At 59.2% G+C, this 14,186-nt stretch carries 13 protein-coding genes and 1 pseudogene; 13 read left to right on the top strand and 1 reads right to left on the bottom strand.

All coding sequences use genetic code 11. From position 1 onward, the window contains the following. Window positions 1-74: 74 nt before the first annotated feature. Window positions 75-392, bottom strand: a complete 318-nt coding sequence (locus RCH91_RS13980) for a hypothetical protein (protein ID WP_306535582.1) — start codon at window positions 390-392, stop codon at window positions 75-77. Window positions 393-800: 408 nt separating this feature from the next. On the opposite strand from RCH91_RS13980, the gene RCH91_RS13975 reads away from it, so the two are divergent. From RCH91_RS13975 to RCH91_RS13910, 13 genes and pseudogenes are all read left to right on the top strand, one after another. Continuing rightward, window positions 801-2,045 (top strand): O-acetylhomoserine aminocarboxypropyltransferase/cysteine synthase family protein, encoded by a 1,245-nt coding sequence (locus tag RCH91_RS13975; RefSeq protein WP_306535581.1) that lies wholly within the window; start codon window positions 801-803, stop codon window positions 2,043-2,045. Between the two features lie 11 nt (window positions 2,046-2,056). After that, complete coding sequence (thiS, locus tag RCH91_RS13970; RefSeq protein WP_306535580.1) at window positions 2,057-2,269, top strand: sulfur carrier protein ThiS; 213 nt, start codon at window positions 2,057-2,059, stop codon at window positions 2,267-2,269. Then, the gene (locus RCH91_RS13965; protein ID WP_306535579.1) at window positions 2,270-3,079 is read left to right on the top strand and encodes a molybdopterin-synthase adenylyltransferase MoeB; all 810 of its coding nucleotides are present in this window, start codon (window positions 2,270-2,272) and stop codon (window positions 3,077-3,079) included. 2 nt (window positions 3,080-3,081) lie between these two features. Continuing rightward, entirely contained in the window at window positions 3,082-3,480 is a 399-nt protein-coding gene (locus RCH91_RS13960; protein WP_306535578.1) for a M67 family metallopeptidase, read from the top strand. A 14-nt stretch (window positions 3,481-3,494) separates the two neighbouring features. Next, a complete protein-coding gene (locus tag RCH91_RS13955) occupies window positions 3,495-4,448 on the top strand; it encodes a 4Fe-4S dicluster domain-containing protein (protein ID WP_306535577.1) in 954 nt (317 codons plus the stop codon). Window positions 4,449-4,453: 5 nt separating this feature from the next. Further along, window positions 4,454-4,678 (top strand): sulfurtransferase TusA family protein, encoded by a 225-nt coding sequence (locus tag RCH91_RS13950; RefSeq protein WP_306535576.1) that lies wholly within the window; start codon window positions 4,454-4,456, stop codon window positions 4,676-4,678. Between the two features lie 221 nt (window positions 4,679-4,899). Beyond that, entirely contained in the window at window positions 4,900-5,148 is a 249-nt protein-coding gene (locus RCH91_RS13945; RefSeq protein ID WP_306535575.1) for a hypothetical protein, read from the top strand. 10 nt (window positions 5,149-5,158) lie between these two features. Then, window positions 5,159-5,380: a DNA-binding transcriptional regulator gene (locus tag RCH91_RS13940; RefSeq protein ID WP_306535574.1), complete on the top strand. Its 222-nt coding sequence runs from the start codon at window positions 5,159-5,161 to the stop codon at window positions 5,378-5,380. Then, a complete protein-coding gene (locus RCH91_RS13935; RefSeq protein WP_306535573.1) occupies window positions 5,377-7,782 on the top strand; it encodes a DEAD/DEAH box helicase family protein in 2,406 nt (801 codons plus the stop codon). Before RCH91_RS13940 ends, RCH91_RS13935 begins: the two co-directional genes overlap by 4 nt. Next, complete coding sequence (locus RCH91_RS13930; RefSeq protein ID WP_306535572.1) at window positions 7,779-8,969, top strand: restriction endonuclease subunit S; 1,191 nt, start codon at window positions 7,779-7,781, stop codon at window positions 8,967-8,969. The genes RCH91_RS13935 and RCH91_RS13930 overlap by 4 nt, the downstream gene beginning before the upstream one ends. Before the next feature lie 80 nt (window positions 8,970-9,049). Continuing rightward, window positions 9,050-10,972, top strand: coding sequence for a type I restriction-modification system subunit M (locus RCH91_RS13925; protein ID WP_306535571.1), 1,923 nt, complete (start codon window positions 9,050-9,052; stop codon window positions 10,970-10,972). A gap of 7 nt (window positions 10,973-10,979) precedes the next feature. After that, a pseudogene (locus tag RCH91_RS13915) lies at window positions 10,980-11,974 on the top strand (Fic family protein). Between the two features lie 77 nt (window positions 11,975-12,051). Then, entirely contained in the window at window positions 12,052-13,983 is a 1,932-nt protein-coding gene (locus RCH91_RS13910) for an SWIM zinc finger domain-containing protein (RefSeq protein ID WP_306535568.1), read from the top strand. Window positions 13,984-14,186: the final 203 nt, after the last annotated feature.

The following is a 14,186-nucleotide window of genomic DNA, read 5'->3' as shown; positions in this document are numbered from 1 at the left end:
ACCAATGCTGCACCGACAGCAGAAAGGAATGGGGGCTGCCGCCCCCACCCCACGACTGACGGGCACGCCCGGCGCTAGGAAATACAGCAGGGGGCAAAGCCCATCTTCTCTCCTGCTGAACGGATCTCTTTCTTCAGCTCACCTATCTGTTTTTCCAGGTCGGCTGTCCTGTTCGTATCGATGCTGTTCATGCCGTATTCGGCGCGCAGTGCGTTCTCCTTTTCATTCAGGCTGTTTCTCAACGGTGCAGTGCTTTCCTTGAACTGCTGGACCGCCTGCGGATCCTTGCACTTGGCGTCATCTCCGCACGAGCCGCACGTTGCCGCATATGACACTCCACCGAGCATGAGCCCCAGGGCCGCGACGATGCCATACGTGAAAGTTCTTTTCATGACCATTCCTCCTTGTTGATGTCGTGGATTTGTTCAATCTGTCCTTGGTATACCAACAATCATGCCCAAACGAGGCGGCGCTGTTAACTGGCCAAAACTACATGCTTTTTTGGTGAGTCGCACATGATGCCGATTTCCAAGCAAAGGCTATATTGAGAATATTCTTCATCAATCCGGAATCTGTAGGCGAATAATCTACATCTGAACGTGCTTATATCAATCGGACATATGAAGCAATTAACAACATAAACCATCAAAAAATATCTTGATATTTATGACAATACGAATTAAAAACTCAATCCGTAATTGTTTACTTCCAAAGTATAATATTGCAATAAATTTCACACACACACTTAGTGTTGAATTACATCAGGTCGCCGGTAGTGCCGGCATGGGGATAAAAAGAATATGACTCGACAATTTCGCCTCGATACCCTTCTGATCCACGGCGGCCTCGAACCCGGACCGGCCGGGGCCACCACGGTTCCCATCGTCCAGTCCTCCTCCTTTGCCCACGACACCGCCGAGGACCTGGAAGACATCTTCCGCGGCCGGAAGGTCGGCCACGTCTACACCCGGATCAACAACCCGACCACCGAGAGCCTTGAGCGACGCCTGGCGCTGCTGGAAGGGGGAATCTCCGCCATCGCCACCTCCTCGGGGATGGCGGCCATCACCCTGGCGGTGCTGACCATCCTCCGCAACGGCGACGAGATCCTCTCCTCCGCCTCCCTCTTCGGCGGCACCTTCTCCCTCTTCCGCGACACCCTCTCCAACTACGGCATCGCCACCCGCTTCGTCGATCCCAGCGACCTGCCGGCCATGCGGGCCGCGGTCAACGAGCGGACCCGCCTCATCTTCGTCGAGACCATGGGGAACCCGCGGCTCGACGTCCCCGACCTGGCGGCCCTGGCGGCCATCGCCCGCGAGGCGGGGGTCCCCCTCGTTGTGGACGCCACCGTCACCACCCCGGTTCTCGGCCGGGTGAAGGAGCTGGGGGCCGACATCATCGTCCATTCCACCAGCAAGTACATCAACGGCACCGGCAGCGCCATCGGCGGCGCCATCATCGACTGCGGCATCTTTGACTGGCGGCGCGAGAGCTATCCCCACTTCGAGCCGTTCGTGAAGAAGTTCCGCCAGTTCGCTTTTACCGCCCGGGCCCGGAAGCTGATCCACAAGGATCTCGGCGCCTGTCCCGCCCCCATGAACTCGTTCCTCTTTGCCGAGGGGATCGAGACCATGGCGCTGCGGATGGAGCGCCACTGCGACAATGCCCTGCGCCTGGCGGAGTTTCTGGCCGCCCACCCCAAGGTGGCGTGGGTCAACTATCCCGGCCTGGCCTCATCGCCGTGGTACGAAACGGCCAAGAAGCAGTTCGGCGGCCGCTACGGCGCGCTCCTCACCTTCGGTCTGGCCGACAAGGCAGCCGCCTTCCGCTGCATCGACGGCCTGCGGCTGGCCAAGAACCTGGCCAACATCGGTGACGCCAAGACCCTCGTGATCCACCCCGCCAGCACCATCTGCGCCGACTTCGGCCCCGAAGAAAAGGCCCTCATGGGGGTGAGCGAGGAGATGATCCGCGTCTCCGTCGGCATCGAGGCCATTGACGACATCATCGAGGACTTTGCGGAGTCCCTCGAAAACATCTGAAGGAGATAGACATGAACCTGACGGTAAACGGAAAACCCTCAACGGTGGATGGCGCGGAGAGCCTGAACGTGACCGAGCTCCTGGCCGCGCTCAAGGTGGCCCAGGCCGAGTACGTGACGGTGGAGCTGAACGGTGAGGTTCTGGAACGGGAGGGGTTCGACGCAACGATTGTGAAAGACGGAGATGCCGTGGAATTTCTTTATTTTATGGGCGGGGGGCAATAGATGTTCACCGACGAGCAGATCGAACGCTACTCCCGCCACATCATCCTGAAAGAGGTGGGGGGGAAGGGCCAGAAGAAACTCCTGGACGGGAAGGTAATGGTGATCGGCGCCGGCGGTCTCGGGGCTCCCATCGCCCTCTATCTGGCCGCGGCCGGGGTCGGCACTATCGGCATTGCCGATGCCGACATGGTGGACCTCTCCAACCTCCAGCGCCAGGTGATCCACTTCACCCCCGACGTGGGAAAACCGAAGGTGGAATCGGCCCGGGAGAAGATGGAGGCCATGAACCCCGATGTGACGGTGCGGACCTACCAGGAGTGGATCTCCGCCGCCAACATCGCCCGGATCATTGCCGACTACGACTTCGTCATCGACGGCACCGACAACTTTGCCGCCAAGTTTCTCATCAACGACGCCTGCGTCATGGTGGGGAAACCCTATTCCCACGGCGGCATTCTCCAGTTCGTGGGCCAGACCATGACCATCAGGCCGGGGGAATCCCCCTGTTACCGCTGCATTTTCCCGGCCCCGCCCCCCAAGGATGGGATCCCCACCTGCTCCCAGGCGGGGGTCATCGGCGTTCTTCCCGGAGTCATCGGCACCATCCAGGCCACCGAGGCGATCAAGTTCCTGATCGGGAAGGGTGACCTCCTTACCGGTCATATCATGATGTATAACGCCCTGGAGATGAACTTCCGCAAGGTGAAGATCAACCGCAACCGCAAATGCCCCGTCTGTGGCGAGAACCCCACGGTGACGGAGCTGGTGGACGAACTGGACGCCCTGAACGTCTGCGACCTGGAGAAGTGACCATGCTCAAGATTCCCCGCGCGATCCATGACGATCTCATCGCCCATGCCCGGGCCGACTTTCCCTATGAGGCGTGCGGCATACTCGGTGGCGTTGACGGTATTGTTTCGGCCATCTTCCGGATGGCCAATACCGATCAGAGCAATGAGCATTTCACGATGGACCCCAAAGAACAGTTCGCCGTGGTGAAAGAGCTGCGTAACCGGGGGCTGGCCATGCTCGCCATCTACCACTCCCACCCCGAGACCCCGGCCCGACCGTCGGAGGAGGATATCCGTCTGGCGTTCACCCCCGGGGTCTCCTACGTTATTGTCTCCCTCGCCGGAGTGGAGCCCGACGTGAAAGCGTTCCGCATCGCCGACGGGGTGGTGGAGCCGGAACCGATCGAGATAGTGGAATAAAGGAGAACGAACCAATGTCTGACGAAAAGCAAACCACCGCCATCGATCTGAAGAACCTCAAGGCCGGCGGCTTCATCAAGGAGCGGGGGAAGGACCTCTTCACCGTGCGTCTGCGGGTCCCCGGCGGGCGGCTGCCGGTGGGGCGACTGAAGAAGATTGCCGAGGTGGCGGAGAAGTACGGCCAGGGGATGGTGCATCTCTCGGTCCGCCAGTCAGTGGAGCTTATAAACATCAACTTCCGTGACTTCGACGCCGTGGTGGCCGAGCTGGGGGAGGGTACCCAGAAGGTCGCCTCCTGCGGCGCCCGGGTCCGGGTCCCCACCGCCTGCGGCGGCTGCGAGTATAACCCCAACGGGCTTGTCGACACCCAGAAATCGGCCCTGGAGGTGGACGAGAAGCTTTTCGGCACCCCCACCGGTCACCACAAGTTCAAGGTCGGCTTTGCCGGCTGCCCCTTCGACTGTCCCAAGTCGGCCACCAACGATGTCGGCTTCCAGGGGGCGGTCTGGCCCATGCTCTCTGTTGAGGATTGCATCGGCTGCGGCCTCTGCGACAAATCGTGCACCGAAGACGCCATTACCATTGGAGACGACGGGAAGCCCCGCTTTATCCCCGAGAACTGCCTCTACTGCGGCGACTGCCTCAAGGTCTGCCCCACCGAGGCCTGGCGGGCGGAAAGGAAGGGGTACACGGTGCGGATCGGCGGCAAGTGGGGGCGGCGTCCCCTGGTCGGCACCCTCTTCGCCGAGTTCCTGCCGGAGGAGCAGGTGGTCGATTTCATCGCCGCGGTGCTGGACTGGTACAAGGAAATGGCCGAAGGGAAGGGGAGGGTGAGGCTCGGCGACGTGATTCGCGCCGAGGGTCCTGATGGGCTCCTCGCCCGCCTGAGGGAGCGGTTCCCCGACTCCGTGGTCGATGCCACGATTCCCCCCCAAGCCATTGCCACCCAGGTAGGAAAGGAGAGGTGAACGCTATGACAACGGTCGATCTGCGCGGGGTAACCTGCCCCACCAACTTCGTCAAGGCCAAGCTGGCGCTGGAGATGGTCGACGCCGGCGAGGTGATTGAATTCTTCCTCGACGACGGCGAACCGGTGAAAAACGTCCCCCGGAGTCTCAAGGCGGAAGGGCACAAGCTCCTCGGTCTCAAGGAAACCGACGGCTACTACGTGCTGACCTTGGAGAAGGTGGACGAGTAGAGACGAACTCAAAATAATCGATCAGAGAAGGGAAGAGACTGTTTTCTGAAATGAAAGATATGTTGGTTCCCAAAGGTCAACGAGCGTTGAAGTATTTATCAATATTTATCAAGTTGCCAAAAAACCAGAAATTTGGCATTATCTTAGGTACAAAATATGTGAATTCGACAGCAAGTGTCGAAGCAAGATGACAACGATTACATGTAGTTGCGTCGGGTTAGATGGGAAAAGTTCGATTCCCGCCACCTCCACCAATTAATGGTCCGTTAAGGACCGGAGCAGTACAAGAAGCCCTGAGAAATCAGGGCTTTTTCTTTGGAGCTCCAATAGTAGGGGAAGATGCAGCATTATTTGTCGTGATCCAGAGCAGGGTCCCGAATAATATTTTTGCAAAGAGCATAACAGATGTTATATTCGCGAAACACATCCAAAATGCTCCCACCACGGTGATCTTGCTCTCAAGCGGCTGAGGTTGAACCGATGATCCGGCAACCCGAAAATTTTCCGGAACAGGTGAAGGAAGTCCGGAGGCAACTGGGGCTTTCCCAGGAAGAGCTGGCCCATGCCTTGGGGGTGAGCTTTGCCACGGTCAACCGCTGGGAGAACGGCAAGACGATGCCGTCGAAGCTGGCGCAGCGACAATTTGTGTCGTTTTGCATGGATAAGAACATTGACCCGACAACAGGGACGGGCAAACCATGAGTTACAACGAACAGGAGACCCGCTTTTTTCTCATCGACCCTGTGCTGCGCGACAAGGGCTATAACGACCATCAATGGCTCAAGCTGGAAACCCCCGCGCCGGTTGAACCCACCGGTCCCAAGGGGCGACGCCGCAAGGGGCCGGGGCGTACCGATTACCTGCTCTGCGTGCAGGTGGGTGACATGCCCAAACCCCTTCCTGTTGGCGTGCTGGAAGCCAAAAGGGAGAGCGAGGACCCCCTCAAGGGGATGCAGCAGGCCAAGGGGTATGCCGATTGCCAGCGTTTCGAGGTGAAGTATGTCTTTGCCACCAACGGCCGTCGCTATGGTGAATTCAATTTTTTCACCCGCCTGCAATGCGGGCCGGTTCCCTTTCAGGATTTTCCGCCGCATCCGGCTCTGACCGCACGCTACGCCAAAGACACCGGTATCGATATTTCCAGGCCCGAGGCCGCGATATTGTTTCAGGCCGACAGCCCCGCCTGGGCCCAAAGCCGTTACTACCAGGATGCCGCCATTCGCGCCGCCTTTGAAAAGATCATCCGGTGCCGGCAAAATGGGGAGCTACCCCGTGTGCTGCTGACGCTGGCCACCGGCTCGGGCAAGACCATCATCGCCACCAATTTGCTGTGGCGACTGAGCGAAGCCGGGCAGCTGCCCAAACCCGCTCTCTTCCTGTGCGACCGCGACGAACTGCGCGAGCAGGCCTACACCAAACTCAAGGCTGCCTTCGGCGACAACGCCCGCATTGTTAAAACCGAAAAGGGGCAGAACGCCGCCCGCAATGCCCGCATCCACATCGCCACCTACCAGACCCTGGGGCTGGACGATGACGATGAGGGTTTTGCCAGCTTCCTGAGCGAACACTACGGCGAAGACGCCTTCAGCGTCATCATCATCGACGAATGCCACCGCTCCGCCTGGGGCAGATGGTCGGAAGTGCTTAGGCGCAACCCCAGCGCCGTCCATATCGGCCTCACCGCCACCCCGCGCCAGTTGCACGAATCGAAAAACGCCACCGCCGAAGACCAGGAAATCACCGCCAACAACCGTAAATACTTTGGCGAGCCGGTGTACGAATACACCCTGATCCAGGCCCAGGAAGACGGCTACCTGGCCGCCTGTGAAATCGTCAAGCGCAAGGCCAGCATCGACAACCGCGTCTTCACCAGGACTGAAATTCTCGCCGCCAAGCCAGTGGATATCCGGACCGGCAGGCCCCTCACCGAAGCGGACCTGACCAAGGAGGAATACACCGGCAAGGACTTCGACCACGAGCTGTTCATCGAGCTGCGCACCCCCAAGATGTGCGAAGACCTGTTCCAGCTCCTCTGCCAGAACGGCGGGCCGGAGCAGAAGGTAATCATTTTCTGCACCCGCGAGATCCACGCCGACCGTGTGGCCCAGCAGATGAACAACCTCTACGCCCGCTGGTGCCGCGAAAACCGCCAGACACCCAAGGACCACTACGCCTTCAAGTGCATGGGGGGCCAGAACAACGGCGCGGACATGATCGAGCCGATGCGGGGCTCCGGCGAGCGGGCCTTCATCGCCTGTACCGTGGACCTTCTGGAAGCGGGGGTGGATATCGAACGCCTCAACGCCGTGGTCTTCTTCCGCTACCTGCAATCGCCCATCAAGTTCTACCAGATGGTGGGGCGGGGCACCCGCATCCACGAAGAGACGGACAAGTACAAGTTTTGGCTCTACGATTACACCGACGTCACCAGCCTGTTCGGCACCGACTTCATCACCAAGCCGCCCCGTCCGGGAGGCGGAGGGAAGGGGGGCGATGGCGGCGGCGAAGGCCCCGGCGGAGGCGATCCCGAGCCCCCCGCCGTGGCCGAGGTGGGCGGCCATTACGTTGCCGTCACCCCGCAGGGGAGATTCATCCTCACCAACCGCGATGGCCGCGACACCCCCATTCCGGTGGACGAATACCGCCGCGAGGTGATTCAGCGGGTGCTGCGCGAGGCCCACAACCTCGATGAATTCCGCCAGCTGTGGATAGAGACCCAGAAGCGCCGCCAACTCATCAGCCACCTGCTGGGGGACAACTTCAGCCCGGAGGTGATCCGTGAAATCGACCAGATGAACGACTTCGACCTCTACGACTTCTTCGGCCACCACGGCTACCATGCCCGCGCCCTGAAGCGCCCCGAGCGCGGCGGGTTGTATATCTCCGGCAATCAGGGGTGGTTTGACGGCATGGATGGCAAGGCCGCCATCGTGCTCAAGGGGCTCGGCCACCAGTTCGCCCAGGGGGGGACCGATGCGCTGGAGACCCCGGCGTTGTGGGAGGTGCCGGAGATCAAGCGGGCAGGGGGGCTGAATGCGCTGCGGGTGCTGGGGAGGCCGGCGGCGTTGATGCATGAGGCGAAGGGGAGGTTATTTGGGGTATGAAAAACCAGCCGTTGTCCAAGTTTATCATATCTGCGCAGGCCGGCATCGCTTGCGGGCAGCGTGACGACAAAGGAACTGCGCAGCTTCGATTAAACAATCTACTGACGAATGGTGCGGTCGACTTTGTGGGCCATATCAGGATTCCGAGTGACCTGGTAACTGAGGAAATGCTGCTGCAGTCCGGCGACGTTCTGTTCAACAACACGAACAGTGTCGAGCTCGTTGGAAAGACTGCCTACTTTGCCGGTCACCACGAAAAGATTACCTTCAGCAACCACATAACGCGACTCCGAGTGAGAAGCGACGAACTAGACTCTGAATACCTGGCTCTCTGGTTACAACATCAATGGCGAGCAAAGGTCTTTGAGGGAATGTGTGATCGTTGGATCGGTCAGGCCGCAGTCCAGCGAAGCAAATTGGAAGCATTAGAGATCCCGATTTCATCAATTACTGAGCAGCGAGCGATTGCCGCCCGACTGAAAACCCAACTGGCCGAGGTAGAAATAGCTCGCCAGGCGGCGGAGGCACAGTATCGGGACACTCAAAATCTGAGTTCTCGTGTTCTTAAAGATATATTTTCTGACTTGGATATGGCACCAAAGGCCAAAATTGGCGACATTGCAGCGACGACGAGTGGTTCGACACCTGCAAGAGGCTACAAGAACTATTGGCTGCCTGCTGAAATTCCGTGGGTAAAAACAGCCGAGGTGGCATTTGCCCCCATTACCGAAACGGAAGAGGCGATATCACGAACCGCACTGGAAGAGTGCTCACTGACATTGCTCCCTCCCAAGACAGTTCTAATCGCCATGTACGGCCAAGGAAAAACTCGGGGCCAATCGGCGATTCTCGAAATTCCGGCCACAACCAACCAAGCGTGTTTTGCCATCTTGCCCAATGATACTTGGGAGCCAGAATTTTTGTACTTTTGGCTTAAATCGTCATATCAGGATTTACGCGACGTATCCGAAGACCGTGGCGGGAATCAGGCCAACCTGAATGGTGCTTTACTAAAAGCGCTGGAAATTCCTGCTCCGAAGAAAACCGAGCAGCTCATAATCGTGGAGAGGGTAAAAGCAGCTTTGACTGAGATCGAAGCGATAAGTAATTCTTGTAAGGCGACGCTGGAATACATCAATCTGCTGCCGACTAAAATTCTCTCCAGCGCCTTTGATGCGGCGGCGTGAGGCCGCCCCCCTCCCCGCCTCCCCCCGCTGGGGGGAGGAGTTGAAAACCCACAATGAATGAATCCAAAAAGAAGACACCCATGCCCAGACAAAAAAGATCTGAAAAGCAGAAAACCCCAAAAACCATCGGCTCCACCCAGTCGCTTTCCTCTTTCGTGAAATCCATCTGCGACGTGATGCGCCGCTCCAACTGCGCCAGCGCCCTGCAGTACGTGCCGGAACTGACTTGGATTCTTTTCCTGCGGATTCTCGACGATCAGGAATCCCGGTCGCGGGAGGAGGCGGAGGCGGTGGGCGCCAATTTCAGCCCAGCCCTGCACGCCCCCTACCGCTGGCAGGACTGGGCCGCCCCCTGGTCGGAAAAGAGCGATCACCCGAAAACCGCTGAGGGGAAGCCCTTCGGCTGGAAGCGGCAGGAGCTGTTCGCCGCCGGTGAGGGCAAGCTGTTCGACTTCATCAACAAGGAACTGCTCCCCCATCTGCACAGCCTGGATATCGATACACGCACCGGCCTTTCCAACCCCTCAGCCAGCCGCAAGCAGCGCATCATCGGCCGCATCATGACGGCAGTGGAGCGGGTGCGGGTCGATAGCGAGACCAACCTGCGCGATATCCTCGACAAGGTGCACGAGATCAACACCGACCATGTGGACGACACCCACTTTTTCACCCTGTCGCAGGTGTATGAAGACCTGTTGCTGAAGATGGGTGAGAAGAACTCGGACGGCGGCCAGTTCTTCACCCCGCGCGAGGTGATCCGCGCCATGGTGCATACGGTGAATCCGTCTCTGGGGCAGACGGTCTATGACCCCTGCTGCGGCACCGGCGGGTTTCTGGCCATCGCCTACGAGCACATCGCCCGTACGCTGGGCAGCAGCGCCACCAGCACCGATATCGACACCCTCAAGCACGATACCTTTTTCGGCCGCGAAAAGGAGAACCTGGTTTTCCCCATCGCCCTGGCCAACCTGGTGCTGCACGGTATCGACCAGCCCAATCTGTGGCACGGCAACTCCCTGACCCGCCGCGCCACCTACGGCGCGTTGTTCGAGCAGGCGCCGAAGACCTTCGACGTGATCCTCACCAACCCGCCGTTCGGCGGCAAGGAGGGGAAGGACGCCCAGAAGAATTTCGCCTTTGAAACCAGCGCTACCCAGGTGCTGTTCGTGCAGGACATCCTGAGCGAGCTGGCCCCCAGGGGCACCTGCGCCATTGTGCTGGATGAGGGACTGCTGTTTCGCACCAACGAGAGCGCCTTTGTGGAGACCAAGCGCAAGCTGGTGGACGAGTGCGAGCTGTGGGCCATCGTGAGCCTGCCTGGCGGGGTGTTTTCCACCGCCGGGGCCGGTGTCAAAACCAACCTGCTGTTTTTCACCAAGGGCAAAAAGACGGAAAAGATCTGGTACTACGACCTGTCACAGGTGAAGGTCGGCAAGAAGACACCGCTCACCCTGGCCCATTTTGGCTTCGACACAAACGGTGCGGTGCTGGCCGACGCCCACTTGCCCGCCAGCCTCACCGCGGAATGGCGGGATGGTGAAGCCAACGAGGGGAAACCCTTTCCCAGCTATGCCCGGATGCTCAAACAGCGGGGCAGGCCGGAGGGGGAGAGCCGCTACTCCTGGACCGTGGATTTTGTCGCACGGCGCGCCGCGGCTCGTCAGGAGATGCAGCCGCTCCTGGACGAAGCATCGCGGATCAAGGGGGCGGTGGTCGACCTCAAGGAACGGCTCAAGGGCCTGAAGAAAGAGAGAGCCGGCAAGGAAGCGCTGGATACGCTTGATGGAGAAATCAGGGAGAAGGAGAAGGCTGCCCGTGAACTGGAAACCAAGGCCACTGACATTGATGCCGCTGTTTTCGACCTGAAGGCGGTAAACCCCAATGCAGTCGCCAAGGTGGATGCCCGTTCGCCGCGGGAGATCATCGGCACTATCGAGGCCCAGGGGCGCATCGTTTCGGACGCCTTGGCCAGACTTACCGCGCTACTGGCTGAATTGGACTGAGGCGATCATGATCTTCACTCCGCAATTCACCATTACCCCGGCCATCGTGAATCTGGTCGCGTGGATCAGCGAAGCCATTGGTCGTCTGACCATCCAAAGCGATGCAGTCAAGGCACTGCGCCTGCGGCGCATCAACCGCATCCGCACCATCCGGGGCTCGCTGGCCATCGAGGGGAACACCCTGAGCGAAGAGCAGATTACCGCAATCCTGGACGGCAGGCGGGTTATCGCCCCTCCCCGGGAGATTCTGGAGGTGCGTAACGCCATCGCCGCCTATGACCGTTTCGAGAAGTGGCGGCCTGAGGTGGAAGCAGAGTTGCTGGAGCCCATCGCATCCTGATGAAAGGGCTCATTAACGAGGCCGGAAACTACCGCCGCAGTGGGGTAGGGGTGATGGCGGGTGGGCAGGTGATCCACATGGCGCCGCCGGCGGATCGCGTTCCAGCGCTGATGGATGATCTCTTTCGATGGCTGGCTACCAGTGAAGCGCATCCCCTTATCACCAGTTCGGTCTTTCACTACGAGTTCGAGTTCATCCACCCCTTCGCCGACGGCAACGGTCGCATGGGACGCTTGTGGCAGACCTTGATTCTGACCCGCTGGAATCCGATATTTGTCGAAATCCCGGTGGAAAGTTTAGTGCATGAACATCAGGCAGAGTATTACGAGGCGCTGCAAAAGAGCACGGCTCAGACCGACTCGGCACCTTTTATCGAGTTCATGCTCCGGATGATTTTGGATGCCGTACAGTCCGCCACCCCCCAAGTCGCACCACAAGTTACCCCCCAAGTCGAACGGTTGCTAAAAACAATGAATGGCGAGATGACCCGCGAAGAGATCCAAAGCGCCCTCGGTCTGAGGGACCGAAAGTCGTTCATGGAGCGTTATCTCAAGCCCGCTCTGGCGGTGGGGGTGATTGAGATGACGATTCCGGATAAGCCCAACAGCCGGCTGCAGAAATATCGGCTGACCGGGCAGGGGAGGGCGGCTGCGGAATCGTGAATAGTGGGGCAAGTTCCGGGAATAGGCCAGTAAGGTACTTGAACATCAGAAGAGTAATCTGAGCGAGGCAAAAGAAGATGCAATCAATCAAGACCATGCTGAAGGGGCTGACCCACGAAGATATCCGCCAGTGGGCCGGAAGCAAGATCTTCAATCGCGGCAAGGATTATGTGGCCAGTGTATCGGGGCTTTCCCGTACCGAGGATGGCACTCTGGTGGCCTGGGTTTCCGGTACGGACGAGTACGCGACCTCGGTCCGTCGAAACGATGAGGGGGATTTCGATTATGGCTGCACCTGCCCCTATGACGGCTGGGGGCCCTGCAAGCATGTGGTGGCGGTGCTGTTGGCGGTTGCCAGAGAGCTGGAGCGGAAGCGGGATATTCCCCTGCTTGACCCTGATGACGATCTCTATCTGGAGGCGTTTGACGATTTCCCGGAGGACGACGATTGGGCGGATGACGAGGATGACGACGACTTTGACGCGGACGATTCTCCCCGGCCAGCGGTCAGGGGGCGAGCCCCGCAGATCGAAGCCATCCTTGCCGCGAAAAGCCGCGATGAATTGCAGGCGTTGCTGATAGATCTGGCGGTAGATTTCCCCGAGGTGAACCGTCGGATTCGGGAATTGGCACAACTTGAGACGGGGCAGGTCGACAAACTCGTCCGTGCGCTGCAAAAGGAGATCCGCAACCTGACGGCCCAGGATGCCTGGTTCAACCCCTGGAAGGATGAGGGGAACCTCCCCGACTATTCCCATGTTGAGGAACAGCTGCAGACGCTGCTCGACAATGGGCATGCCGATGAGGTTTTCGCCCTTGGCGAGGAGCTGTGGGAACTGGGGAGTACGCAGGTGGAGGAATCCCAAGACGAAGGGGACACGGCCCTGGCGATCGCGTCCTGTCTTGAAATTGTTCTGCAGGCCCTGCCCCGAACCTCATTGGCTCCTTCCGGGCAGCTGCTATGGCTGGTCGAGCATGAGATTGCCGATGAATTCGCCCTGCTGAACGGGGCGGATGTTTTCCTTAACGACCGGCGCTACACGGAGGATCACTGGCGCGAGGCTGCCACGGGGCTTCAGCAGCGTCTGCAGAAGATAGCGCTGCCGCAATCGGGGGGTTTTACGGAGACTTATCACCGCGAGAAGCTCGTGACTTGGCTCTGCAGTGCCTACCAGCGCAGCGGGGAGCCGCAGAAGGTTATCCCGTTGCTCGAAGAGGAGGCTGACCGTTGCCGGAGTTACGATGCCCTGGTGAAGGCCCTGCTTGAAGTCGGCGAGCGTGACCAGGCGCGACAGTGGTGCATTCGGGGATTCAAACAGACCGTTTCGGATGCGCCCGGGATTGCCAGCGGACTGCAGAAACGCCTGCGGCAGATGGCTGAAGAGGAGGGGAGGTTTGACCTTTCCGCAGCCTACCGGGCCGATGATTTTTTCGATCAGCCGTCCGTCAGTGCCTATGACAAGCTGCGCCAGGCGTCGGAACGGGTAGGTGTGTGGTCTGCGGTTCGTAAGGGGGGTCTCGATTATCTGCAGACTGGCCGGCGCCCCGTGGCCGGCGGTAAAGGGGAAGCAGGATGGCCGCTGTCGGAGCCGGAGGTTAAAAAGCCTGAAGCCAAGGGGAAAATCAGGGGCGCAAGCTTTCCGGACAGTGAAATGCTGATTGAAATCGCCATTCTGGAAGAGCGCCACGATGATGCCGTGGCCATCTATCAGGAACTGGCCAAGTCCAAGCGCTGGAGCTGGAGCATCGATGAGAAGCTGGCCCAGACGGTGCATGCGACCCATCCCGATATTGCCTTGCAGATATGGAAATCGATTGTCGATCGCCTGATCGGGCAGGTCAAGCCAAAGGCCTACGAGGAAGCCGCGGGGTATCTGCGGAAGATGCACACGGTTTACGGGCAGACCGGCTGTCTCGCCGACTGGAAGGCGCTGATCGCCCGCTTGCGCGTGGAGCACAAGGCCAAGCGGCGTCTGATGGAGGTGCTGAATGGACTGGAAAACAGATAGGAGCTACGCCGAAATCTTCTGAGAGATCGGGGGCAACTGGAGCAGGAGAGAGTAGGATTCACTCATATTGACGAATATATTGAGAGGGAAAGATAGCGCCAGTAAGTTCGCATGATTATTTTGAAATGATTTCCGACATTATCGCCCGTGACAGACAAAAGGCCCTGATTTACCGGGGCCTTTTTGTTTGTGTGTTGTCGGGC

Origin of the sequence: Geobacter sp. (genome assembly GCF_030834625.1) — a bacterium.
In the GTDB taxonomy this organism is placed as follows: Bacteria; Desulfobacterota; Desulfuromonadia; order Geobacterales; family Geobacteraceae; genus Geobacter.
The sequence above is the reverse complement of the archived record's forward strand: the minus strand, read 5'-3'. Positions and strand labels throughout refer to the sequence as shown.